17 protein-coding genes, 4 tRNA genes, 3 rRNA genes and 1 riboswitch are annotated in these 26,494 nt (G+C 46.7%); of the genes, 18 read left to right on the top strand and 6 right to left on the bottom strand.

All coding sequences use genetic code 11. The features are described from left to right. The first annotated feature begins 11 nt into the window (after positions 1-11). From OCU60_RS17710 to thiH, 18 genes are all read left to right on the top strand, one after another. Positions 12-1,469: a TrkH family potassium uptake protein gene (locus tag OCU60_RS17710; protein WP_074373975.1), complete on the top strand. Its 1,458-nt coding sequence runs from the start codon at positions 12-14 to the stop codon at positions 1,467-1,469. Positions 1,470-1,480: 11 nt separating this feature from the next. Continuing rightward, positions 1,481-2,008: a menaquinone-dependent protoporphyrinogen IX dehydrogenase gene (gene hemG, locus OCU60_RS17705; protein ID WP_074373974.1), complete on the top strand. Its 528-nt coding sequence runs from the start codon at positions 1,481-1,483 to the stop codon at positions 2,006-2,008. Between the two features lie 494 nt (positions 2,009-2,502). Beyond that, positions 2,503-4,044 (top strand): 16S ribosomal RNA (locus tag OCU60_RS17700). A gap of 58 nt (positions 4,045-4,102) precedes the next feature. Beyond that, positions 4,103-4,178: transfer RNA gene (locus OCU60_RS17695), tRNA-Glu, on the top strand. A gap of 17 nt (positions 4,179-4,195) precedes the next feature. Next, positions 4,196-4,271, top strand: a tRNA-Lys gene (locus OCU60_RS17690). 32 nt (positions 4,272-4,303) lie between these two features. Beyond that, positions 4,304-4,379: transfer RNA gene (locus OCU60_RS17685), tRNA-Val, on the top strand. Positions 4,380-4,875: 496 nt separating this feature from the next. Then, a 23S ribosomal RNA gene (locus OCU60_RS17680) occupies positions 4,876-7,868 on the top strand. A 77-nt stretch (positions 7,869-7,945) separates the two neighbouring features. Then, a 5S ribosomal RNA gene (gene rrf / locus OCU60_RS17675) occupies positions 7,946-8,061 on the top strand. Together the 16S, 23S and 5S rRNA genes with 4 tRNA genes alongside form the textbook arrangement of a ribosomal RNA operon. 68 nt (positions 8,062-8,129) lie before the next feature. After that, positions 8,130-8,206 (top strand) — tRNA-Asp (locus tag OCU60_RS17670). Between the two features lie 780 nt (positions 8,207-8,986). Continuing rightward, a complete protein-coding gene (locus OCU60_RS17665) occupies positions 8,987-10,387 on the top strand; it encodes an MFS transporter (protein WP_074374775.1) in 1,401 nt (466 codons plus the stop codon). Positions 10,388-10,396: 9 nt separating this feature from the next. Further along, positions 10,397-11,338 (top strand): glycoside hydrolase family 43 protein, encoded by a 942-nt coding sequence (locus OCU60_RS17660; RefSeq protein WP_074374776.1) that lies wholly within the window; start codon positions 10,397-10,399, stop codon positions 11,336-11,338. A 446-nt stretch (positions 11,339-11,784) separates the two neighbouring features. Beyond that, positions 11,785-12,168, top strand: coding sequence for a fluoride efflux transporter CrcB (gene crcB / locus OCU60_RS17655; RefSeq protein WP_074374777.1), 384 nt, complete (start codon positions 11,785-11,787; stop codon positions 12,166-12,168). Positions 12,169-12,212: 44 nt separating this feature from the next. Further along, positions 12,213-12,311, top strand: a riboswitch (TPP riboswitch). A gap of 158 nt (positions 12,312-12,469) precedes the next feature. After that, positions 12,470-14,446: a phosphomethylpyrimidine synthase ThiC gene (thiC, locus tag OCU60_RS17650; RefSeq protein WP_074374778.1), complete on the top strand. Its 1,977-nt coding sequence runs from the start codon at positions 12,470-12,472 to the stop codon at positions 14,444-14,446. A gap of 1 nt (position 14,447) precedes the next feature. After that, the gene (gene thiE, locus OCU60_RS17645; RefSeq protein WP_074374779.1) at positions 14,448-16,049 is read left to right on the top strand and encodes a thiamine phosphate synthase; all 1,602 of its coding nucleotides are present in this window, start codon (positions 14,448-14,450) and stop codon (positions 16,047-16,049) included. Continuing rightward, on the top strand, positions 16,039-16,890 hold the full coding sequence (locus tag OCU60_RS17640) for a HesA/MoeB/ThiF family protein (RefSeq protein WP_074374801.1): 852 nt from the start codon (positions 16,039-16,041) through the stop codon (positions 16,888-16,890). Before thiE ends, OCU60_RS17640 begins: the two co-directional genes overlap by 11 nt. Next, positions 16,868-17,074, top strand: coding sequence for a sulfur carrier protein ThiS (gene thiS, locus OCU60_RS17635; protein ID WP_074374780.1), 207 nt, complete (start codon positions 16,868-16,870; stop codon positions 17,072-17,074). Before OCU60_RS17640 ends, thiS begins: the two co-directional genes overlap by 23 nt. Before the next feature lie 46 nt (positions 17,075-17,120). After that, positions 17,121-17,897 carry a thiazole synthase gene (locus OCU60_RS17630; RefSeq protein WP_074374802.1) on the top strand — a complete coding sequence of 259 codons (777 nt, stop codon included), beginning with the start codon at positions 17,121-17,123 and terminating at the stop codon, positions 17,895-17,897. A gap of 1 nt (position 17,898) precedes the next feature. Continuing rightward, positions 17,899-19,011, top strand: coding sequence for a 2-iminoacetate synthase ThiH (thiH, locus tag OCU60_RS17625; protein ID WP_074374781.1), 1,113 nt, complete (start codon positions 17,899-17,901; stop codon positions 19,009-19,011). Positions 19,012-19,360: 349 nt separating this feature from the next. Here the strand turns inward: thiH and choV are convergent, their stop codons facing one another. The 6 genes from choV to betI form a co-directional block, all read right to left on the bottom strand. After that, positions 19,361-20,575 (bottom strand): choline ABC transporter ATP-binding protein, encoded by a 1,215-nt coding sequence (choV, locus tag OCU60_RS17620; protein ID WP_074374782.1) that lies wholly within the window; start codon positions 20,573-20,575, stop codon positions 19,361-19,363. Positions 20,576-20,579: 4 nt separating this feature from the next. Beyond that, positions 20,580-21,425 carry a choline ABC transporter permease subunit gene (gene choW, locus OCU60_RS17615; RefSeq protein ID WP_370738701.1) on the bottom strand — a complete coding sequence of 282 codons (846 nt, stop codon included), beginning with the start codon at positions 21,423-21,425 and terminating at the stop codon, positions 20,580-20,582. Between the two features lie 69 nt (positions 21,426-21,494). After that, positions 21,495-22,442, bottom strand: coding sequence for a choline ABC transporter substrate-binding protein (locus tag OCU60_RS17610; protein WP_074374784.1), 948 nt, complete (start codon positions 22,440-22,442; stop codon positions 21,495-21,497). Between the two features lie 24 nt (positions 22,443-22,466). Beyond that, complete coding sequence (betA, locus tag OCU60_RS17605; protein WP_074374785.1) at positions 22,467-24,170, bottom strand: choline dehydrogenase; 1,704 nt, start codon at positions 24,168-24,170, stop codon at positions 22,467-22,469. Beyond that, the gene (gene betB, locus OCU60_RS17600) at positions 24,154-25,638 is read right to left on the bottom strand and encodes a betaine-aldehyde dehydrogenase (protein ID WP_074374786.1); all 1,485 of its coding nucleotides are present in this window, start codon (positions 25,636-25,638) and stop codon (positions 24,154-24,156) included. The genes betA and betB overlap by 17 nt, the downstream gene beginning before the upstream one ends. Next, positions 25,635-26,249, bottom strand: coding sequence for a transcriptional regulator BetI (betI, locus tag OCU60_RS17595; RefSeq protein WP_074374787.1), 615 nt, complete (start codon positions 26,247-26,249; stop codon positions 25,635-25,637). The genes betB and betI overlap by 4 nt, the downstream gene beginning before the upstream one ends. Between the last annotated feature and the right edge of the window lie 245 nt (positions 26,250-26,494).

Below are 26,494 nucleotides of genomic sequence, written 5' to 3'. Positions count from 1 at the left end.
GCCATACCATCATGCAATTTCGTTCTATTATCCGTATCGTCGGATTACTTCTTGCCTTATTCAGTGTTTCTATGCTGGCGCCTGCGCTGGTGGCTTTGATCTATCGTGATGGTGCTGGCGTTTCATTTGTGACGACTTTTTTTGCTTTGCTCCTCTGCGGTGCTGCTATCTGGTTTCCGAATCGGAATCATAAACATGAATTAAAATCTCGTGATGGTTTTTTGATTGTCGTTTTATTCTGGACCGTGATTGGGAGCGCGGGGGCAATTCCATTTTTTATTTCGGAGAATCCGAATATTTCTTTGACAGATTCTTTTTTTGAATCTTTTTCTGCCCTGACAACCACCGGAGCGACAGTCATCGTCGGGTTGGATGAGCTGCCTAAAGCAATTTTGTTCTATCGACAATTTCTACAGTGGTTCGGTGGGATGGGGATCATTGTCCTTGCTGTTGCGATTCTTCCTGTTCTTGGTATCGGTGGGATGCAGCTCTATCGGGCTGAAATACCCGGTCCGGTGAAAGATACTAAAGTCACGCCACGGATTGCAGAAACCGCGAAAGCGCTCTGGTATATCTATCTGGGAATCACGCTCACTTGTGCTTTTCTGTATTGGCTCGCGGGGATGACCTTCTTTGATGCGATATGCCATAGCTTCTCTACGATTGCGATCGGTGGATTTTCTACGCATGATGCCAGCATGGGGTATTTCAACAGTCAGGCCATTAACTTGATAACCGTTGTTTTCCTGCTGATCTCTTCTTGTAATTTTACGTTGCATTATGCGGCCTTTGCTTCTGGCGGTATCCATCCCAAGCTTTACTGGAAAGATTACGAATTCAGAACGTTTTTGTTTATTCAGGCACTCCTGTTTGTCACTTGTTTTTCCGTTTTACTGCTTCATCAGCAATCCGATTCAGTCGCTGAAGTGTTTGATAAAGCACTATTTCAGAGTGTCTCCGTTTCAACCACGGCCGGATTCACGACAACGGGGTTTTCTGATTGGCCACTTTTTTTACCGGTATTGTTGCTCTTCTCTTCATTTATAGGTGGGTGTGCCGGGTCGACGGGCGGAGGATTGAAAGTCATCCGGATTCTGCTGTTGACCTTGCAAGGTGGGCGAGAGATGAAACGTCTTGTCCATCCTCGGGCTATTTATCCGATTAAGCTCGGAGATAAAGCCTTATCTCCACGAGTTATCGATGCCGTATGGGGATTCTTTTCCACCTATACGCTGGTTTTCGTTTTATGTATGTTGGCTTTAATCGCGACAGGGATGGAAGAGCTAAGCGCATTTTCGGCAGTTGCCGCGACATTGAATAACCTTGGTCCGGGGCTGGGGGAAGTCGCTGTCCACTTTGGTGATATTAATGACAAAGCAAAGTGGATACTGATTATTTCGATGTTATTCGGGCGATTAGAAATCTTTACATTGCTTGTTCTATTCACTCCTTCATTTTGGCGTAATTAAGGGGAATACTTGTGAAGAAAGTTCTCTGTCTGTATTCAACCCGAGAAGGACAGACCAAAAAAATTGTTGAACATATCATTGCACAGCTTGAAGGGTATCAGTGTGAGTATGTTGATTTACATCTGAATCCAAAACTTAATTTGGCGCTTTACGATAAAGTGTTAATCGGTGCTTCGATTCGCTATGGGCGATTGCATAAAGCACTTTATCAATTTATTGACACACATCATCAACAGTTAGATGAATCGAAAGCTGCTTTTATTTGTGTCAACTTAACGGCACGAAAAGAAGAACAGAAAAAAGATACACCTGAAGGAAGTGCTTACATTCAGACCTTTTTAAGTAAATCTCTCTGGCAACCTCAAATGATAGGTGTATTTGCAGGGGCATTACGTTATCCAAGATATCGTTTTTTTGATCGGTTCATGATTCGATTCATCATGAAAATGACAGGTGGTGAAACTGATACATCAAAAGAAGTCGAATATACCAATTGGGATAAAGTAAAAATGTTTGCACAAACATTTCAATATATGTAGATAAAACAAGCGGATTGAGTGAAATATACACATATATATGCGAGTTCATCGTTGTTTTAAAAAAACTTGCAAAAAGGGCTTGCCAATCGAAAGGCGATGCCTATAATGCCCCTCGCTGACACGGGATAGCGGAGAGAAATCCCCAACCGTGTGAGTCTGGTCTTCACCGAAAAATAAATCTGAAAAAAGTGTTTGACACCAAGATTTATATCGCTAGAATGGCCGCCTCTTCGAACGGAGAACGTTTTGAAGAATCGCTCTTTAACAATATAGACCAATCAATCTGTGTGGGCACTCGTCGATAAATATCAATAAGATTTTATCAATGAACCGAGTGACCAATATCAAGTTGGAAAGCAGTTTACTGTTATCTGACGAGAGCACAGTCAATTCAACATTACTTATGTAATGTGACTTTTTGCTTCTGCTTTTTTAAAAAGCGGAGACGAAAAGCAGTATTCATTGAGCCGACACGCAAGTGTCAAAAAAACTTTTAATTGAAGAGTTTGATCATGGCTCAGATTGAACGCTGGCGGCAGGCCTAACACATGCAAGTCGAGCGGTAACAGGAAAGAGCTTGCTCTTTTGCTGACGAGCGGCGGACGGGTGAGTAAAGCCTGGGAAATTGCCCTGATGTGGGGGATAACCATTGGAAACGATGGCTAATACCGCATGACGTCTACGGACCAAAGAGGGGGACCTTCGGGCCTCTCGCGTCAGGATATGCCCAGGTGGGATTAGCTAGTTGGTGGGGTAAGGGCTCACCAAGGCGACGATCTCTAGCTGGTCTGAGAGGATGATCAGCCACACTGGAACTGAGACACGGTCCAGACTCCTACGGGAGGCAGCAGTGGGGAATATTGCACAATGGGCGCAAGCCTGATGCAGCCATGCCGCGTGTATGAAGAAGGCCTTCGGGTTGTAAAGTACTTTCAGCAGTGAGGAAGGGGGTAGTTTTAATAGAGCTACCTTTTGACGTTAGCTGCAGAAGAAGCACCGGCTAACTCCGTGCCAGCAGCCGCGGTAATACGGAGGGTGCGAGCGTTAATCGGAATTACTGGGCGTAAAGCGCATGCAGGTGGTCTTTTAAGTCAGATGTGAAAGCCCGGGGCTTAACCCCGGAGTTGCATTTGAAACTGGGAGGCTAGAGTACTGTAGAGGGGGGTAGAATTTCAGGTGTAGCGGTGAAATGCGTAGAGATCTGAAGGAATACCGGTGGCGAAGGCGGCCCCCTGGACAGATACTGACACTCAGATGCGAAAGCGTGGGGAGCAAACAGGATTAGATACCCTGGTAGTCCACGCCGTAAACGATGTCTACTTGGAGGTTGTTCCCTTGAGGAGTGGCTTTCGGAGCTAACGCGTTAAGTAGACCGCCTGGGGAGTACGGTCGCAAGATTAAAACTCAAATGAATTGACGGGGGCCCGCACAAGCGGTGGAGCATGTGGTTTAATTCGATGCAACGCGAAGAACCTTACCTACTCTTGACATCCAGAGAAGCCGGAAGAGATTCTGGTGTGCCTTCGGGAGCTCTGAGACAGGTGCTGCATGGCTGTCGTCAGCTCGTGTTGTGAAATGTTGGGTTAAGTCCCGCAACGAGCGCAACCCTTATCCTTGATTGCCAGCACTTCGGGTGGGAACTTCAGGGAGACTGCCGGTGATAAACCGGAGGAAGGTGGGGACGACGTCAAGTCATCATGGCCCTTACGAGTAGGGCTACACACGTGCTACAATGGCGTATACAGAGGGCAGCCAACTTGCGAAAGTGAGCGAATCCCAAAAAGTACGTCGTAGTCCGGATTGGAGTCTGCAACTCGACTCCATGAAGTCGGAATCGCTAGTAATCGTGAATCAGAATGTCACGGTGAATACGTTCCCGGGCCTTGTACACACCGCCCGTCACACCATGGGAGTGGGCTGCAAAAGAAGCAGGTAGTTTAACCTTCGGGAGGACGCTTGCCACTTTGTGGTTCATGACTGGGGTGAAGTCGTAACAAGGTAGCGCTAGGGGAACCTGGCGCTGGATCACCTCCTTACGAACAGATATTGAGATGAGTGTCCACACAGATTGATTTGGTTTATGTAGAGTGTATTGTCCCGTTCGTCTAGAGGCCTAGGACACCGCCCTTTCACGGCGGTAACAGGGGTTCGACTCCCCTACGGGATACCACTTCTTTAGTGAAGTTCGGGTCGTTAGCTCAGCTGGTAGAGCAGTTGGCTTTTAACCAATTGGTCACAGGTTCGAATCCTGTACGACCCACCATTTTCCTTCTGTTTGGGGAAACGCCTGAAAGTGGGCGATTAGCTCAGTTGGGAGAGCACCTGCCTTACAAGCAGGGGGTCACTGGTTCGAACCCGGTATCGCCCACCACTTTCTAACTATTTTTGGCTCGACAGCTCAAACCAGCGGTTTTTACCGATGTGGTTCGATTTTGTGGCGCTGAAAGTCATTAGAAAGTGTTGCTTGAATTAATGAAGTATTACACTTTGCTCTTTAACAATTTGGAAAGCTGACAAAATAATGTGTGTTTCATTGGAAACAGACGATTATTTGTAAAAGTTCTCAATACTTTCTCGAAAGAGAAAGACCAACACAATCAAGTGTTCTTGGAAATGCACAGTTTTTCTGTGTCATTCAATTGAGTCCGGCAAAACCAAGTCACACACTCATGTATAAGATATTGTGTGACACCTAATTAGTTGATGATATCAACCCTTAGGTTTTTGCGCTGAGAATTTTTGCCTGAGACAAGGCAGCAAGAAGGATATCGCAGGGAGCTATCGTCTGATAGTGACCAAGCAGCCTTCGACGCTAACACTTTATTCAGGGAAAAAGGACAAGCAAAAAAGACTTCTTCGGGTTGTATGGTTAAGTGATTAAGCGTACACGGTGGATGCCTTGGCAGTCAGAGGCGATGAAGGACGTATTAACTTGCGATAAGCGTAGATGAGGTAGTAAAAACCACTTGAGTCTACGATTTCCGAATGGGGAAACCCAACTGCAGCAGCAGTTATCATTAGATGAATACATAGTCTAATGAGGCGAACCGGGAGAACTGAAACATCTAAGTACCCCGAGGAAAAGAAATCAACCGAGATTCCGAGAGTAGCGGCGAGCGAAATCGGAGTAGCCCTTAAGCTTTTGCAGCGTTAGGTGAAGTGTCTGGAAAGGCACGCAATAGAGGGTGATAGCCCCGTAACCGAAGGCGCTGTTTAGGTGAAAACGAGTAAGGCGGGACACGTGATATCCTGTCTGAACATGGGGGGACCATCCTCCAAGGCTAAATACTCCTGACTGACCGATAGTGAACCAGTACCGTGAGGGAAAGGCGAAAAGAACCCCTGTGAGGGGAGTGAAATAGAACCTGAAACCGTGTACGTACAAGCAGTAGGAGCCCCATCACTAAGCTATTGTAGTTTAGTGACAGCAAGTACTTCAGTTTGAGTGTGGTTAACAACGCGTAGCGTTGGTCAACACACAAAATCAAGCAGAGGTGGCTTAGTGATGGGGTGACTGCGTACCTTTTGTATAATGGGTCAGCGACTTATATTCAGTGGCGAGGTTAACCGATTAGGGGAGCCGTAGCGAAAGCGAGTGTTAACTGCGCGTTCAGTCGCTGGATATAGACCCGAAACCGGGTGATCTAGCCATGGGCAGGTTGAAGGTTGAGTAACATCAACTGGAGGACCGAACCGACTAATGTTGAAAAATTAGCGGATGACTTGTGGCTAGGGGTGAAAGGCCAATCAAACCCGGAGATAGCTGGTTCTCCCCGAAAGCTATTTAGGTAGCGCCTCGGACGAATACTACTGGGGGTAGAGCACTGTTAAGGCTAGGGGGTCATCCCGACTTACCAACCCTTTGCAAACTCCGAATACCAGTAAGTACTATCCGGGAGACACACGGCGGGTGCTAACGTCCGTCGTGGAGAGGGAAACAACCCAGACCGCCAGCTAAGGTCCCAAATTACAGCTAAGTGGGAAACGATGTGGGAAGGCTCAGACAGCTAGGATGTTGGCTTAGAAGCAGCCATCATTTAAAGAAAGCGTAATAGCTCACTAGTCGAGTCGGCCTGCGCGGAAGATGTAACGGGGCTAAGCTGTAAACCGAAGCTGCGGCAATGCTCGTGAGAGTATTGGGTAGGGGAGCGTTCTGTAAGCCGTTGAAGGTGGATTGTAAAGTCTGCTGGAGGTATCAGAAGTGCGAATGCTGACATGAGTAACGATAAAGGGAGTGAAAAACTCCCTCGCCGGAAGACCAAGGGTTCCTGTCCAACGTTAATCGGGGCAGGGTAAGTCGACCCCTAAGGCGAGGCCGAAAGGCGTAGTCGATGGGAAACGGGTTAATATTCCCGTACTTGTTGTGAATGCGATGGGGGGACGGAGAAGGCTAGGTGGGCCTGGCGACGGTCGTCCAGGTTCAAGTGCGTAGGCTGTAGAGTTAGGTAAATCCGGCTCTGCGTTAGGCTGAGACACGATGTCGAGCATCTACGGATGTGAAGTCATTGATGCCATGCTTCCGGGAAAAGCCTCTAAGCTTCAGTTCACAAGAAATCGTACCCCAAACCGACACAGGTGGTCGGGTAGAGAATACCAAGGCGCTTGAGAGAACTCGGGTGAAGGAACTAGGCAAAATGGTACCGTAACTTCGGGAGAAGGTACGCTCTTGACGGTGAAGTCCCTTGCGGATGGAGCTGTTGGGAGTCGCAGATACCAGGTGGCTGCAACTGTTTATTAAAAACACAGCACTGTGCAAAATCGTAAGATGACGTATACGGTGTGACGCCTGCCCGGTGCCGGAAGGTTAATTGATGGGGTTAGACTTCGGTCGAAGCTCTTGATCGAAGCCCCGGTAAACGGCGGCCGTAACTATAACGGTCCTAAGGTAGCGAAATTCCTTGTCGGGTAAGTTCCGACCTGCACGAATGGCGTAATGATGGCCACGCTGTCTCCACCCGAGACTCAGTGAAATTGAAATCGCTGTGAAGATGCAGTGTACCCGCGGCTAGACGGAAAGACCCCGTGAACCTTTACTACAGCTTGGCACTGAACATTGAACCTACATGTGTAGGATAGGTGGGAGGCTTTGAAGCGCAGTCGCTAGATTGTGTGGAGCCATCCTTGAAATACCACCCTTGTAGTTTTGATGTTCTAACTTTGGCCCGTTATCCGGGTCGAGGACAGTGCCTGGTGGGTAGTTTGACTGGGGCGGTCTCCTCCCAAAGAGTAACGGAGGAGCACGAAGGTGGGCTAAACACGGTTGGACATCGTGTGGTTAGTGCAATGGCATAAGCCCGCTTAACTGCGAGAATGACAATTCGAGCAGGTGCGAAAGCAGGTCATAGTGATCCGGTGGTTCTGAATGGAAGGGCCATCGCTCAACGGATAAAAGGTACTCCGGGGATAACAGGCTGATACCGCCCAAGAGTTCATATCGACGGCGGTGTTTGGCACCTCGATGTCGGCTCATCACATCCTGGGGCTGAAGTCGGTCCCAAGGGTATGGCTGTTCGCCATTTAAAGTGGTACGCGAGCTGGGTTTAGAACGTCGTGAGACAGTTCGGTCCCTATCTGCCGTGGGCGTTGGAGAATTGAAAGGGGCTGCTCCTAGTACGAGAGGACCGGAGTGGACGAACCACTGGTGTTCGGGTTGTGATGCCAATCGCATTGCCCGGTAGCTAAGTTCGGGATCGATAACCGCTGAAAGCATCTAAGCGGGAAGCGAGCCTTGAGATGAGTTCTCCCTGGCGCTTAAAGCGTCCTGAAGGGTTGTTCGAGACTAGAACGTTGATAGGCAGGGTGTGTAAGCGCTGTGAGGCGTTGAGCTAACCTGTACTAATTGCCCGTGAGACTTAACCATACAACACCGAAGGGGTTTTAGGACTCTTAGAGACTTGATTGTGTACGAGAATCAGCTTTTCGAATTGAAGAAATTTGCTTGGCGGCCATAGCGTTTTGGACCCACCTGAATCCATGCCGAACTCAGACGTGAAACGAAACAGCGCCGATGGTAGTGTGGGGTCTCCCCATGTGAGAGTAGGACATCGCCAGGCTTTAATTAATTGTTTTCAGAAGAATCTGAAGGCAAAAGCTAGAAAAGACTGCATAGTCTGACCAATGCGGAGTGGTAGTTCAGTTGGTTAGAATACCGGCCTGTCACGCCGGGGGTCGCGGGTTCGAGTCCCGTCCACTCCGCCACTTATCTGAAACCCTGATAGCAATGTCAGGGTTTTTTTGTGTCTGGCGGATAGAGCAACTCCTCTGATTTCACCAACGACGATAGTTCAGTGGGTTCGCTTTTCTGTTTAAAAACGGCGGCCTGTATACTGCCGTGAGGCAATCGCGGGTTCGAGTCCCGTCCGCTTATCCGTAAAGAGAAGGCCACTTATCTGAAACCCTGATAGCAATGTCAGGGTTTTTTTGTGTCTGGCGAATAGAGCAACTCCTATGGTTTCACCAACGACGATAGTTCAGTGGGTTCGCTTTTCTGTTTAAAAACGGCGGCCTGTTATGCTGCCGTGAGGCAATCGCGGGTTCGGGTCCCGTCCGCTTATCCGTAAAGAGAAGGCCACTTATCTGAAACCCTGATAGCAATGTCAGGGTTTTTTTGTGTCTGGCGGATAAGACATTCTCATTTTCCATGATTATATTGCTATTCCCCCATGCTATTGAGCCTCAGCCGAAAGACTGGTTTTTTTGCATTTAGACAAGGGCTTTTGTGTTCTAGCAGATGGTTGAAAAGGTAGCCTGTTTACATTGAAGTGCGCGTTATTATTAAAGGTGTGAACAAGATCTCAATAACAATAATGATATAAAAACAATCGTTTTAGTAAGAATAGCTATATCGATGGACATATTAGCTGATTTATAGAATTTGCATATTATGCAACTGATAGTATTAATTTTTCAGATAATAATTCAGGTCGAAATTATGAAGATACCTGATTTTTTATTTCTATCTGAACGAGGTCTATTACTATGTATAAGTTCAAACTCTCAGTTCTTGAGAAAGTTGGATTTGGCTCAGGAGATATGGCTGTTAATGTGGTGATTTCATCAATGATGCTTATCATCACATTTTTTTATACCGATATCTTTGGCATCAAAGCAAGTGATCTGGCGATGTTATTCATTGTTGTTCGTTTGATTGATGCTGTGACTGACCCCATCATGGGGATGATTACGGATAAAGTGAATACCCGTTGGGGTCGCTATCGTCCTTACATGCTGTTTTTATCAATCCCCTTTGGCATATCGGTGTTCTTAACCTTTAGTACGCCAGATTTGGATTACAACGGCAAATTAGCATATGCCTATGCGACCTATATTTTTGTGACGGTGATGTTTACCGCTGTCACGATTCCATATATCTCTTTAATTAGTGTGCTTACCGATGATCCGAAAGAAAAGCTATCAGCCAACGGATATCGGTTATTCTTTGCCAAAATTGCCGCGTTTCTGGTTACCATTATCGTTCCCTTGCTCTCAGAAAGATGGGGCAGTGAAAGTATTCAATTGGGCTATCAGTATGCGATGGGTTTGATGGCTTTGATGGGGACATTACTGTTCTTATTTTGCTACTTTACGACGAAGGAACGTATCGACTATGTCATCGAGAGCAAACCATTTACCCAACAACTGAAATCCCTCATCAGCAATGATCAGTGGGTCATCTTATGTATGGTTTGTATCACCGGTACGGTCGGTTACACAGTGCGTGGGTCAGTGGCTGCATATTATGCCAAATATTATTTGGGGGGAGATGCCGGGACGATTTCTGCATTTCTCGCGACAGGGGTTGTCGCTGCGATTCTGGCGATGGTGGCATCGACTTGGATCACCAAATATTACTGTAAGGTTAAACTATTCCGCTACAGTCAGATCGCCGTGATGATCCTGAGTGCTATTCTCTATTTTTCTGTCGGGCCGTCTGATTTTGCCCTCGCTTTTATTCTCTATTTTCTATTGTCCTTCATTGTTGACTTACACGCTCCCATATTTTGGTCTGCGATTGCTGAAGCCGTTGATTATGGCGAATTCAAACTGGGTCAGCGTGTCTCTGGCTTATCGTTTGGTGGCATTTCATTTTGTCAAAAATTTGGGATGGGGATTGCCGGTGCGATTGTCGGATGGTTACTGACCTTTTTTGATTATGCGCCGAATCAGGCACAGTCCAGCTTTACATTAACGGGAATTGCTTTAATGCTCACCCTGATTCCCGGTATATTCCATTTGATTATGGGGCTCTTGATGTTCCGATACAAAGTTACAGACAGCTATTACAACGACATGATCCATCAGGGGGTCGTTAGTAAAGAGATGAGCGATGGTATCGATAATGTACATGATAAGGCACCGTTATCTGTCCCAGTAAAATGAGGTTATTACATGGTATTTAAGATAAAAAATCCAGTGATTGAGCAGCGAGCTGATCCACATGTCTACCTTCATCATGATGGGTATTATTATTTCACTGCATCGGTTCCTGAATATGATCGCATTGAGCTCAGAAGGGCAAAAACACTGGCCGGACTGGCCGAAACAAATGAAATCGTAACGGTTTGGCACAAGCCGGATCATGGTCCCTACTCTGATTTAATCTGGGCGCCGGAGGTTCACGCAATTGACGGGAGCTGGTATATCTACTTTGCTGCTGCACCCAGTCGGGAAATCAAGGATGGAATGTTTCAGCATCGGATGTATGTGATTCGCTGTGATGGGGAGAACCCGCTGGCGGCACCTTGGATGTTTTGTGGACAGGTTGATTCTGGCATCGATTCATTCTGTCTTGATGCCACGACATTTGAGCACCGAGGAACTCGGTATTATGTCTGGGCACAGAAAGAACAGGCGATTGCCGGGAATTCCAATTTATACATTGCAGAAATGCTGTCCCCGACAACATTAAAATTACCTGCCAGTCGGTTATCGATTCCTGAGTTTGACTGGGAAACACAGGGCTTCATGGTTAATGAAGGCCCGTATATTTTGATTCGCCACGGCAAAGTCTGGCTGACATATTCCGCCAGTGCGACCGACGAGCGTTACTGTATGGGGCTTTTACAAGCGGATGAGGATGCGGATTTGCTTAACCCTGAAAGTTGGTACAAATCACCACATCCGGTTTTCGTCACCAATGCCAGCGATCAGGTTTTTGGTCCCGGACACAGCTGTTTTACTCAAGATGAGCAAGGTAATGATATTTTGGTGTATCACGCCCGTGATTATACGGAGATTGAAGGGGATCCGTTATGGGACCCTAACCGCCATACCCGAATGAAACAGATTATCTGGGATGGTGAACAGCTTGTGCTTGGAGAGGCTGAATGACAAATTGATTTGGTGTTTGCCGCAGTTCAGACCTGAATAGTAAGAGAGAACACCAACACTAAAAACCTGCCTCGATGGGTGAGGAATCAACTGCGCACAGTTATCCTCACCCATACTTCATTCTGGAGCATGAGAAAAAATTTATATTTTTGATCTTCTTCATGTCACACAGTACCATCATCTTATTCATCTCCTTTGAACAATGGGTAACTGAGGTGAATGACATATTTTACAATTGCACATCAATGCCTATATGAGTTTAGTGCCGATGTTCGGTATAAACCCATAGTGTGATACTTGATGAGTATTAAGGGTGGGTTAAGTGAAGGATTTCGATATAAAGTGACTCCTGTAACTTTTTTATTCTGTGAATGTTTATGACCTTTGTTACTCGTATTTTTTAATGACGAAAAGGTTGTATTAGGGAATTTTTTGAGGAAATGGTGATGAATCAGTTCTCTATTCTTGGCTTTATTGCCTTTGGGGGTGCATTTGGTGCTTGCTCCCGATATTTAATTTCAGAACTTTGTGTCTTCTTATTCGGTAAAGGTTTTCCTTATGGAACCTTGACCGTGAATATTTTAGGCTCATTTATGATGGGGCTGTTAATTGCAGCGATTCAAGGGGAACTGATTTCTGTTGATCCATGGCGTCAAATCATTGGATTAGGCTTCTTAGGTGCTTTGACGACTTTTTCTACTTTCTCTATGGATAATGTTTTACTGATGCAGCAGGGGGCATTCATCAAGTTTGGTCTGAATGTTTTGTTGAATGTGATTTTGAGTATTTCTGCTGCGTGGGTTGGTTTTCAGTTGATTACCAAAAGCTAAACTATTTTTTTACTTTGTTTAATCAAATCCATTCTCTATAATGTTTTTACTTGTCGGAGTGCCAAAAGGCTGAGACCGTTCATTCGGGATCCGTTGAACCTGATCAGGTTAATACCTGCGAAGGGAACAAGAGAGAATATTCAGGCTATATTACATTTCATCACAGCCTCTCTATTGTCCGAAAATCTGTCTGTATATCGTTATGTTGTTTTCCTCACGATGCGATAATTGATTTTCACCTCTTGTCTATACGTCCTTCCGCCAAGCATTTATTTCTTAACCATTTACTGGAGAAAAATGCATGTCGAACCGTAAACAATCCAGACTGGAAGCAAAGCAGTTTATTGAAAACATCCAGTCAACACCTTATCCCAATTCAACAAAAATTTATGTGCAGGGTTCCCGGGAAGATATTCGGGTACCGATGCGATCCATTCAACTGGCCGATAGTCTGGTCGGTCATGTAAAGGATGACCCCGTCTACGAGCCTAATGAATCGATTTGTGTCTACGACACATCAGGGGTGTATACCGACCCGCAATATACAATCGATGTTTATCGAGGCTTGCCAGCTTTGAGACAGGCGTGGATAGAAGGGCGGTCTGATACAGAAAGACTCGATCAAATGACCTCTGATTATGCGCAAGAGCGTCTTGCTGATAGCACGCTAGACGATTTGCGATACGGTCATTTACCGCTTATTCGCAAAGCGCTGTCCGGCCATTGTGTCACTCAGCTCCATTATGCGCGGCGGGGAATTGTCACCCCTGAGATGGAGTTCATTGCGATTCGTGAGAACATGCAGCGTCAGCAGTATCGTGATGAGCAATTGAACTTACAGCATCAGGGGGAAAGTTTCGGTGCTCATATGCCGGAAGCGATCACCGCTGAATTTGTTCGCCGTGAGGTGGCAGAAGGTCGAGCGATTATTCCGGCAAATATCAATCATCCTGAATCTGAACCCATGATTATCGGGCGAAATTTTCTGGTCAAAGTGAATGCCAATATTGGTAATTCATCGGTTACATCCTCAATTGAAGAGGAAGTTGAGAAGCTCGTCTGGTCAACGCGTTGGGGCGCAGATACGGTGATGGATCTCTCCACTGGACGCAATATACATGAGACGAGAGAGTGGATCTTACGCAACAGTCCTGTGCCTATCGGTACAGTACCGATGTACCAAGCTTTGGAAAAAGTAAACGGTGTTGCCGAAAATCTGACTTGGGAAGTGATGCGCGACACATTGATTGAGCAAGCAGAGCAAGGCGTCGATTACTTCACGATTCATGCCGGCGTATTGTTGCGGTATGTTCCGATGACAGCGAAGCGAGTCACGGGGATTGTTTCCCGGGGTGGGTCTATCATCGCGAAGTGGTGTCTGGCACATCATGAGGAAAACTTTCTTTATACCCGCTTCCGAGATATCTGTAAGATCTGTGCACAATATGATGTCTCACTCTCTCTGGGCGATGGACTCCGGCCCGGTTCTGTCGCTGATGCAAATGACGAAGCCCAGTTTTCTGAACTCAGAACGCTTGGGGAACTGACCAAAATTGCATGGGAATATGATGTTCAGGTCATGATTGAAGGCCCCGGGCATGTGCCAATGCATCTCGTCAAAGCGAATATGGAAGAACAGTTACGCCATTGTTCGGAAGCACCGTTCTATACATTAGGCCCACTGACGACTGATATTGCCCCCGGATACGATCACATTACCTCTGGGATTGGTGCGGCCATGATTGGTTGGTACGGTTGTGCGATGCTCTGTTATGTCACACCCAAAGAGCATCTCGGACTGCCAAATAAAGACGATGTGAAGACGGGATTAATCACCTACAAGCTTGCTGCTCATGCGGCGGATTTAGCAAAAGGACATCCCGGTGCGCAAGTCAGAGATAATGCTTTATCAAAAGCACGGTTTGAATTCCGCTGGGAAGACCAATTCAATCTGTCTTTAGATCCGGTCACTGCTCGTACTTACCATGATCAGACGCTGCCTCAAGCGTCGGGAAAAGTCGCTCATTTTTGTTCAATGTGCGGCCCTAAATTCTGTTCAATGAAGATCTCTCAGGAAGTTCGTGATTACGCGAAAGCACAGCAGGATAGTCATTCAGAGCATGATCATTCAGTGAATATCCAGATGCTAGATATTTCTTCAGATGATGCACGTTCAGATCATGAGCGGCTGGTTGGTATGAAGCAAAAATCTCAGGAGTTTAAAGCGCAAGGTTCAGCATTATATCGCTTAGCTCAGGATACTGATCAGGAGGTGTAGGATGATAGGGCTACGCATTTCTAAAGCGCTTCTGACAGCAGAAATGAATACATTGGTGAAGGTTGAACTTCACCATTTCTTGGAGATTGCCCAGACTGAAGGATTAGCTGCACCGGATACGAGTCTCTTTTTTGATGTGAACGATGATGGCTGGTCAATCGATCTGAGAGCGCCGGATAAATGTCATGTCGAGGGGGTGGGTAAAAAAAGCATCATGCTGATGGCAGATGAACGCCCGCAGCTGAACATTCAGCAGCGCTATCATGTGACCTACTGTGAGCAAATCGATGATGCATCATTGGCTGATGAACAGAGTGAGCAACAGACAGAGTGGCAAGCACAACCGCTTTCCACAATAAAGCCAAAGGGTGGCGATGCTGTCAATGTTACGTCTCATCTTTCTTCTTATGTGGTGATCGCGTGTTCACCACTGCAAGATGCACCGCTCTCTGAATTATGGTTGGCGGGGGATGAAGTTCGCTCACTTACTTCAGCGGCTTTTCCTTCAACAATACTTTCTCCAGCAATATTATTTGCTCCAACAACACCTTCTCCAACAACATCAGTATCGAAAGTATCTCATGCTGATGGATCAAAACATCTCCCTGTTTCACAACATTCATTAGTCTCAAAGCATTTAGCTTGGTTGATAGGGGCTCTGATTTTAGACTTTCCACTTGAGGATGCTTTAATCATTGCCCGGGCATCGCTGAATGTTTCACGTGAAACATGGCCGCGAAGTGTGGATGATTTTCCGATTATTCCTTCGATTACCGCTGAAAATAGAGATATAGAAAATACATCTGGAGGAAAGTCATCAGCTGTCGGTGTGCTACCTATCTCAGAGGCTTCTATCCCAGAGACCTCTATCTCTGATACAAATGACAATCGACACTTATTTAACGCGGTCAATGCAGCAGACTTATCATTTTATCCAGTGGTCGATGATGTGATGTGGGTGGATCGATTACTTCGCTTAGGGGTGAAGACCATTCAACTACGGATTAAAAATCCACATCAGGCCGACCTTGAGCAGCAAATTAAACAAGCTGTTTTGCTGGGGAAAACATATCAAGCGCAAGTTTTCATTAATGACTACTGGCAACTGGCGATTCAATATCAGGCATTTGGTGTGCATCTGGGACAAGATGATTTACACACCGCAGATATTCAGGCGTTGCGTCATGCTGGTATTCGATTAGGGATTTCAACGCATGGCTACTGGGAGATTCTCAAGGCACAACAACTGCATCCAAGTTATATCGCACTTGGGCATATTTTCCCGACGACGACGAAACAGATGCCTTCTCAGCCTCAAGGTCTTGCCCGATTGCGGCTTTATCAACAGTTCGTCGATTCTATTGCAAAGGCACATCATCGGGTGATTCCCACCGTTGCAATTGGCGGAATAGATTTAAATAACGCCGCGACGGTTTTAGCGCAGGGTGTCTCAAGTTTAGCGGTGGTCCGTGCCGTCACACAGGCGACAAACACCGCAAGTGCAGTTGATGATTTTCAGCGCTTATTTTTATCGCGGGAAGGGGTGTTGTCGAGGAATGTTCAGTCTCAGCCAAGGAGGAAAGCCCATGGCATTGCTCGATGATCATACATTTCTTCGCTATCAGAGACAGATTGCTTTGCCAGAAATTGGCGAAACCGGCCAATGTGAGCTGAACAAAAAACATGTCCTGATGATTGGGTGCGGCGGACTCGGAACCAGTGTTTCATTGTATCTTGCCGGTGCTGGCATCGGTTCGATGGTTTTGGTGGATCATGATGTCGTTGAGGTCAGTAATTTGCATCGACAAATTGCTTATCGGGAAAGTGATATCGGGGCCAGAAAAGTGCGGGCACTTGCCAGTCAACTGCAAAATCTTAATCATGGATGCCGGATCAGAACGATTGATAAAAGACTGGATGATGAACAACTTCAGCTTGAGGTGATGTTGGCTGATGTGGTGATTGACTGTAGTGACAATTTTCCGACACGTCATCAAATCAATCGTATCTGTTATCAACAAAAGACAACGCTCGTCTCTGCATCTGCGATTGGCTGGGACGGGCAGTTATCCGTTCATCGCTTCTCAAGTGATACGCCCTGTTATCGCTGCTTAGTTGGTGACACTGCGAATTATTCCCCGAAACGATGTCATGAATCGGGTGTGTTAGGCCCGGTTGTCGGGACGATTGCTGCGCTTCAGGCGCTTCAAGTGATTCAACAACTATTGATGGATATTCACCAGCGCTCACCTTTCATAAAAGATAAAGCAACCGACGAACCGTCAGAATGGATTCATTTTGATGGACGAAGGATGCAACTGAAATCATTACGCTATGAAAAAGATATCGCTTGCCCCGTCTGTGGTTATGCAATTGATGAAGACGGTGCTGATGACTTTCGCGATGACAAGGGAAGATGCAATGAGCATACAGATAATTCTTAATGAGGCAGTTTATACATTTCCTGCTGGTATCACACTCGCACAAGTGATCAACCAGCTTCATTTACCTGAACAAGGGTGTGTTTTTGCGCTGAATGAGCAAGTGATGACTAAAAGTCGATGGTCTCAGGTGATGCTCAATGATGGTGATCAGATTTCGCTCTTTCAGATCATCGCCGGAGGTTAAGTCAATGACAAGCAAAACACAGTTCAATCACGGAGCATCGTTCGACATGAATACACCGCTCAATATTGCAGACCGGACATTTGGTTCGCGCCTATTTACCGGAACCGGTAAATTTTCCAGCGCTGAAATGATGATTAAAGCGATTCAAGCGTCAGGTTCAGAAATGACAACAATGGCTTTGAAACGGCTCGATCTACAACATTCAACTGATAATATTCTGGCGCCTTTGAATACGTTGAACCTGCATTTTCTCCCCAATACCTCTGGCGCGAAAACAGCCAAAGAGGCAATTTTTGCTGCGCACTTAACCCGAGAAGCGCTGGATACAAACTGGATAAAACTGGAAATTCATCCCGATCCCAAGTATCTGCTGCCAGACCCAATTGAAACGCTTCGTGCCGCTGAGCAGTTGGTCAATGATGGTTTTGTTGTTTTGCCTTACTGCCATGCTGATCCGGTGTTATGTAAACGTCTTGAAGATGTGGGGTGTGCTGCCGTGATGCCGCTTGGGGCTCCGATTGGTTCTAACCAGGGACTCGCGGCCAAAGCTTTTCTGGAAATCATTATCGAGCAGGCCAATGTACCGGTTGTGGTTGATGCCGGTATTGGTCTGCCATCTCATGCCGCGCAAGCGATGGAAATGGGGGCGGATGCGGTGTTGATTAACACTGCAATTGCCAGTGCAGCCGATCCGCTGATGATGGCGAAAGCCTTCAGACTTGCGATTGAATCCGGGCGAATGGCTTATGAGTCAGGCATCGGTGCTGCATCTGCTTATGCTGTGGCGACGAGTCCGCTGACTCAGTTTTTAGGGGAGGCGTGAGATGAGTTTTCTCGACGTTCTTCGTCAATTCAACTGGGATGATGTGCGCCTTTCACTCTATAGCAAAACATCCGCGGATGTGGTGCGCGCTTTAGGTAAAACCAAGCGGTCGTTAGAGGATTTTAAAGCGCTTATTTCACCGGCTGCTGAGCCTTTTCTTGAGCAAATGGCCCAACAGTCAATGGCACTGACCAGAAAACGATTTGGTAATACGGTGGGATTTTATATCCCGCTATACCTCTCTAACCTGTGTTCCAACTCATGTACCTATTGCGGTTTTTCAATGGAGAACCGACTGAAACGAAAAACATTGAGTCATCAGGATATTGCGGCTGAAATCGCTGCGATTAAACAGATGAAGTTTGATAGCGTTTTATTGGTGACGGGTGAACATGAAACGAAAGTCGGTCTATCGTATTTCGAGCAAGTTGTCCCTCTGGTTAAACAGCATTTTAATTATCTGGCGATGGAAGTTCAGCCGCTTGATACTGAGGCGTATATTCAGCTAAAAAAATTAGGTTTGGATGGGGTGATGGTTTATCAGGAAACATATCATCCCGCAACTTATGCCCAACATCACTTGCGTGGTAACAAGACCGACTTTGAATATCGTTTGATGACGCCGGATCGACTTGGCAAAGCGGGCATTGATAAAATTGGTTTGGGCGCATTGATCGGGTTAGATGACTGGCGAACTGATATTTTTCATGTTGCTTTACATCTTGCCTACTTGGAAAAAACCTACTGGCAGTCTCGTTACTCGGTCTCTTTTCCTCGTTTACGGCCATGTGCCGGTGGTGTTGAGCCTGTCTCTGTCATGACGGACAGACAACTGGTACAAACGATTTGCGCATTTCGCCTGTTCGACCCTGAAGTTGAACTATCGCTCTCAACCCGGGAATCACCAAGCTTCAGAGATAATGTGGTACCTCTTGGTATTACTGCTATTTCTGCCGGCTCTAAAACCCAGCCGGGAGGATATGCCGATCAATCCTCAGCATTAGAGCAGTTTAGTGTTGGTGATGATCGTTCAGTCGAAGAGGTGGTACAAGCGATTATCCATCAAGGATTGGCGCCGGTATGGCATGACTGGCACGCTGTTTTTTCAGGCTAAGATCTTTCATCTGATACGCGTGAACAAATATCCATAAGCCGGTGTTATTCAAGGCTGTTTGTTGGCGAGTATAAGAACCAATGGCTAAGATTAAGAGCGGTGGACTTGGTTCTTTCAATGTTTCACGTGAAACATTGAGACATGTTCTCATCTGTTTTGAATATCGGCTCGTTTGAATATTTGTGAGCCAGTAAGAGCAAGTTAGAAGGCGCAAGAATGCAGTAAGCAGAAGAGAAGGCTTATCATCGTAATCAGATTAAAGTCTTCTCTTCTTATTTCGTTTCTCTCTTATTTCGTTTCTCACGCGCGATTTCTTCAATTAGCACACAACCTTTAATCAGTACACTGGCTATGCCACTTTGGCGGTCTGGTTATATTTACCAAGCAGTGCATGATAGAAATTGTTATCACTGAGAATGCCAACCAACTGACCATCCTCAACTAACACCACCGGATGCCCTGTCAGGTAGCGAATTTCAATCGCATCACGCATTTCTATATCTGGTGACGCCAGAATAATGCAATGTTTATCCAGTGCTGTGATGTCATGATGTTGCTCCCAGTGAACTGTTTTGAGAGACGCCGAGCCTTGAATGACGAGCTCGCCATTTTGATTTTCTAACCATAAATCATGGTATTGAGAGATTTGCCAGCGTCCTTCCTGACGGGGCAGTTCATCGATGGGTTTCATCAGTGACCGCCCTTTGAGCACATTCAATGGATTGGTATGTGCAACGAATTCTCGGACATAGTCAGTCTTCGGTTGCAGGACAATCTCTTCAGGGCGGCTATGTTGGATCAGTTGACCTGACTCCATGATGGCGATGCGATTACCAATCTTTAATGCTTCATCTAAATCATGACTGACAAACAAAATCGTTTTGTTTAACTTTTTCTGTAAGGCGAGTAGCTCATCTTGCAGTTGGGTTCGAATGAGTGGGTCAAGGGCAGAGAAGGGCTCATCCATTAACAAAATATCACTGTCCATGGCAAAAGCTCGTGCGAGACCCACTCGCTGCTGCATTCCTCCGGAAAGTTCATGTGGATATTTATTTTGCCATTCTGCCAAGCCGACCATTTCGAGCTGATTATGCGCATGTTGGCGTCGCTCTTTCTTGGCCATCCCTTGCATTTCAAGACCAAAGGCCACATTGTCGAGGACCGATAACCAAGGCATGAGCGCAAAAGTTTGAAAGACCATCGACACACGTTGCGTTCTGAGCGTGCGTAATGTTTCTGCATCACAATTTGCCACATCAACGAAATCTTGGCCGTGTTTGACTTTTAGCGAGCCCCGGGTGATTGGGTTGAGTCCGTTGACGGCGCGTAGCAGACTTGATTTACCAGAGCCCGATAATCCCATCAGCACACAGATTTCACCTTCTTTTACGGTCAGGCTGACGTTATTTACCCCAACCACTAATCCAGTTTCATCAATAATCTCTTGGCGAGTTTTGCCTTGATCGAGCCGTATCGTCGCTTTTTCTGAATGCTGGCCAAAAACAACATCCAAGTTTTCAATTGCAATCGCATCCGCTGCGGTATGATTCACATGTTGATTCATTTAATTACTCCTTGGTCTGATTTGGCGTTTTGCACAGTCGATCAAGGATGATGGCCACCAATACAATGGCGAGTCCTGCTTCAAATCCTTGTGAAATGTTAACGGTATTCAATGCCCGAACAACGGGCTTTCCTAAGCCGTCTGCACCGACCAATGCAGCAATCACAACCATAGACAGAGACAACATAATGCACTGTGTCACACCTGCCATAATGCTGGGCATTGCTGCCGGAAGTTCGACTTTAAATAACAGCTTCATATGGCTGGCACCAAATGCTTTGCCTGCTTCGACCAACTCTTCCGGCACACGAACAATTCCCAGATAGGTCAGACGAATGGGGGATGCAATGGCAAAGATAATTGTCGAGATCAATCCGGGGACGACACCAAGGCCGAATAACACCAGCGTCGGGATTAAATAAACGAACGTTGGTACGGTTTGCATCAGATCCAAAATCGGCCGAATCACGGTATACAACCAAGGCCGATGAGCCGCCATGATACCTATGGGGACACCGATTAACACGGAAATGGTGGTGGCAGAAAATACCAACACGAACGTTTCCAGCATTTCTTGCCAGTAGCCGAGGTTTAGAATCAGTAATAGAGAGGCGACGATAAAGACGACCAAAGATATCCGACGATGAAGCCACCAAGCCAGTGCGGCAGTGAGCAGAATCGGAATTGCAGGCGGCATGGATTGGAAAATACCCACCAGAAACATAATCACCGTCTCAAGTGTGTATGAAATGGTGTCAAAAAAACCAGCAGCATGGATGGTTAACCAATCGACGAATGACGCCATCCATTGGCCGAGTGGAATTTTATCATCTGTAATGAAATTATTCACAATAAGGTCCCTCACCGATGCTGAGTGAACGGCACCGGCTGTTCAGTATGGTATTTAACGGATAGAGAATTAACTGGCGTGCAAATATTGGCGTAATGCGGCTTTACCAGGCTTACCATCTTGTGTTGTCACGCCATCAAGCCATTGTTCTAAAACATTTAAATTGGCCTTTAACCAAGCTTTTGCAGCCTGTTGCGGGGGCATTTTTTTGTTGAGGATATCGTCCATGATCTGGTTCTCCATAGGGAGACTGAACTGCAGATTTTTAAGCAGTTGACCAACATTCGGACATTGTGAGGTATAGTCTTTGCGAACGTTGGTATAGACCGTTGCACCGCCGTAGTTCGGGCCAAAATAGTCATCCCCACCGGCAAGGTAAGTCATTTTAAAATTGCTGTTCATGGGATGAGGTGCCCAGCCGAGAAACACAATCCACTGATGACGACGAATTGCGCGGGCAACTTGTGACACCATGCCGGCTTCACTCGATTCAATCAGATCAAAATCTTTTAACTGAAACGCATTGGTATCGATCATTTTTTGAATCAGTCGATTGCCATCATTTCCGGGCTCAATACCGTAGATTCGGCTGTGGAATTTACTGGCAAATTTCGCTAAGTCGGCAAAGTTGTGTACTCCCGCATCATAGACATATTGAGGGACAGCAAGGGTATATTTCGCACCGGTTAAGTTTGCCCGAACCTGCTCGACGCGGCCGCTATCAAGATATTTTTTGATATCACCTTCCATCGTCGGCATCCAGTTCCCCAGAAAAACATCAACGTCGCCATTGGCCATTGAGGAATAAGTCACCGGGACCGAAAGCAAATCGGTCTTGGTTTGATAACCCAGACCATGCAATATCTCCGTCGTGACCGCGGTTGTTGAGGTGATGTCTGTCCATCCTACATCGGAAAAATGGACCGTTTCACAACGGTCCGCAGCATAGCTTTGCGCAGCGCAGCATAGGCTCAATGCTGCAATTTTCGTAATAAAAGACCATTTTCTGAAATTCATCGTATTTCCTTCCTATTCATCATTTCATTTCCGTACGGATACAGAAGTGAGTTGAGGCTGAGTTGTCCGTTGTTTTGTCTGCCAGTCTTTTGCAATCCATACCGGTGCGTCGGTGCCGGGGGGCGGTGTTTTGCCTAAAATAAAATCAGCCGCTCGTTCTGCAACCATCATGGTGGGTGCATTTAAGTTGCCGTTGGTAATGGTGGGGAATATTGACGAATCCACGATACGTAGTCGGTCAATACCAATCACTTTGCACTGAGAATCGACGACCGCCATCGGGTCATCCGTGCTGCCCATTTTGCAGGAGCAAGAGGGGTGATAAGCACTTTCGACATTTTCTCGGACCCATTGATCAATCGCTGCATCACTTTCAATATCCAGTCCGGGCTGGATTTCATCACCACGGTAAGCGGCGAGTGCCGGTTGAGCCATTATCTCCCGGGTCAGGCGGATACAATCACGCCAATCCTGTCTGTCTTGTGCTGTAGACAGGTAGTTAAATTCAATCCTTGGTTTGATATGCGGATCCGCTGCGGTAATCCGTATCGTGCCCCGGCTTTGTGGCTTATTGGGGCCGACATGAACCTGAAAGCCGTGTCCGGCAAATGCTGCCCGGCCGTCATAACGCATCGCAGCAGGGAGAAAGTGATACTGGATATTCGGCCACTTCAATCCGGCTCTGGAGCGAATAAAGGCACAGGATTCGAAATGGTTAGTTGCACCGAGTCCTTGATGTGTGAGCATCCACTGCGCCCCGATGAATCCTTTACTGATGAGTCCTAACTTACTATTGAGGGTGATTGGCTGTTTGCATTGATACTGAAAATAGACTTCAAGGTGGTCCTGAAGATTTTCGCCAACGCCTGCGAGCTCGTGATTCACTTTGACACCGGCAGCTTCTAAGACATCTTTGGGACCGATCCCTGAACATTGCAGCAGTTGTACTGAACCGACAGAACCGGCTGATGAAATCACTTCTGCACTGGCAAAAGCCGTTTGAATTGCCCCTTGATATTCAAACGTAACACCGGTCGCTTGCTTACCGTCGAGCAGAATTTTTCTTGCCACAACATGCTTTAATAATGTCAGGTTAGTGCGTTTGAATGCGCGCTTGAGATAGGCATTGGCTGTCGAGGCCCGGACACCATTATCAACCGTCATATGCATCGGGCCGAAGCCTTCTTGTTGATAGCCGTTATAGTCAATCGTTTCTGGGTAACCCGCTTCGACACCTGCTTGAATAAATGCAGTATAGAGTGGGTTAAGTTTCATCTCGTTGCCGTTGCACGTTGCAACCGGACCATCTTGACCACGGTACTGATCGCCGCCTCCTGACCAAGATTCGGCGCGTTTGAAATAGGGCAGGCAATTGGCATAATGCCAGCCTGTTGCGCCTTGTGCTTCCCACTCATCAAAATCACAGGCATGACCGCGGACGTAAACCATGCCGTTGATTGACGAGCTGCCGCCTAAAACCTTGCCACGGGGGCAGTGAAGTCGGCGGCCATCCAGTCCTGTTTCCGGAACTGTTTCAAACTGCCAGGCATACTTCGGGGTATTCATCGGATAGGAGAGTGCCGTTGGCATTTGAATGAAGATACTTTTGTCACTGCCTCCGGCTTCGAGAAGCAAGACGTTGTATTCTCCGGATTCTGTTAATCGATCCGCCAGAATACAACCGGCTGATCCGGCACCGATAATGATATAATCAAATTGCTGTTTCATCTGTAGAATCCTGATACGGGTAAGGGCTTTCAAAGTTGCCTAACTCGATAAAGACACTCTTGGTTTGTGTGTAGTGAGTGAGTGTCTCGAGGCCATTCTCTCGGCCTATCCCGGAATGTTTGTATCCCCCGACAGGCATTTCCGCCGGAGAGTTCCCCCAGGTATTTATCCAGCAGATACCGGCCTGAAGCTGATGAATGATGCGGTGAGCGCGTGATATATCTCGGGTAAATATCCCAGCCGCTAACCCGTAAGCGGTATCATTCGCCCGTTGAATTACATCTGCTTCATCTGAGAATTTCATCACCGCCATGACCGGACCGAAGATCTCATGCTGGACAAGTGCCATGCTTTCATCGCAGTCATAGAAGACGGTCGGAGCAACAAAATTACCGTTGTCCAACCCGTTTTCTGTGACTTGGAAACCACCGGTCAGAAGCTGAGCACCACTATCACGGGCTTCATGAATGGCAGTCATCACTTGGCGACAATGTTTTTGGGAAATCAACGCGCCCACTTGCGTTGCCATGTCCATGGGATCACCGATAATCAATTGCTCTGTACGGGCTTTCAGTTGTTGTAAGAAATCTGCGTAGATTGATTCGTGGACAAATACGCGTGTGCCATTGGTACACACCTCACCCTGAGTGTAGAAATTAGCAACCATTGCCGCTGATACCGCTTGAGTGAGTGGTGCATCATCAAAGATCAACAGTGGCGATTTTCCGCCAAGTTCCATCGTGACAGACTTAAGTGTCCGGGCGCTGTTTGCCATGACTTTTTTGCCCGTTTCGACCTCTCCGGTGAAAGAGATCTTGGCAATATCAGGGTGAGATGTCAGTTGCTCTCCAACCTGACCATCACCCTGAACAATATTGAACACCCCATCGGGAAGACCCGCTGCGGTATAAATTTCAGCGAGTTCAAGGGCGGTCAGCGGTGTTTCTTCTGAAGGCTTGAAAATCATCGCATTACCGGCTGCAAGTGCTGGTGCAGATTTCCACATGGCGATCTGGATGGGGTAGTTCCAGGCACCGATGCCCGCACAGATACCCAGCGGCTCTTGACGGGTATAGAAAAACTGATGGTGTGTCAGTGGTTGCTGTGTACCGACTAAGGTCGGTGCCAGACCCGCATAGTATTCGATGACATCTGCACCGGTGACGATATCGACTTCAATTGCTTCTTGTAATGGTTTGCCGGTATCGAGCACTTCCAATTTCGCCAGTTCATCATTCCTTTCCCTGAGAAGCTGGACGGCTTTAAGCAGGATACGGCTACGTTCTATCGCGGTCATCGCTGACCAGCGGGCAAATCCTTGTTTCGCTGAGGTGACGGCCGCTTCAATATCCTGCGCGGAGGCTTGTCCAAGTTCAGCTAGCACTTCACCGGTCGCAGGGTTATACGAAGTAAATGTTTTTCCGGAAGTGGCGTTGCATCGCTTTCCATGTATATACAGTGATTTCATTGTTGGGACCTAACCTTGCTGTTGTCGTGATACCAAATCTGTTTGTCCAGATAATCGTTAATCATGGTTTTGGCAAATGCAGCATCAATGCCTTTTGGATTTAATGCGCCCCGCAGCCAGATACCATCAATCAGCGCTGCAATACCATGGGCAACAGATGAAGCTTGGGGCTGGGGGATTAAGGTTTTTAATTCGATTTTGAGGTGTGAAATCAAACGCTTTTCGTTGACACGCTGAAGTCTGTGGAGCTGGGGGGCATGCATCGCATAGGACCAGAATGCCAGCCACGTTTTGACCACTTCACTCTCGGTCTGAAATTCATTGAAATTCGCATCAATAATGGCGTTGATACGCGCGTAGTGAGCATTCGGTGGGAGCTGCTTTAAAGCGGCTGTGATCTCTCGGGAATGTTCACGCAAAATGGCGCGCATCGTTTCTTCGAGCAATCCTTGTTTTCCACCGAAATAGTGATTGATGATGCCAGTCGAAACCCCCGCTTCTTTACTGATAAGCGAGATACTTGCGCCGTGTAATCCGACTCGTTCGATCACATTCATCGTCGCCTGAACGAGTTGCGGTTTGCGGATATCTGGCATGCCGAGTTTAGGCATAGAGACTCCATATTTTTTTAATTGAACGATTAATTAACAAAAAAGTAACACGCAAATTGTTTTGATTTCAAATCTTTTTTGATCAAAAACTGTCTCAATTTAGTTTTTGTATGGTATTTTTTGTTTTAAATTAGACATTTAAATCATAAATAGTATTTAGTGGTCTAATCTTTGTTGGTGGGGGATATAGTGGGGGTTATACGGTTGTTAAAAAACCAGTCAATCAAAGTGATCGACTGGTGTAC

The sequence above is a fragment of the Vibrio spartinae genome (assembly GCF_024347135.1).
GTDB classification, from domain to species: Bacteria; Pseudomonadota; Gammaproteobacteria; order Enterobacterales; family Vibrionaceae; genus Vibrio; species Vibrio spartinae.
This window is presented reverse-complemented; position numbering and strand designations above follow the sequence as displayed.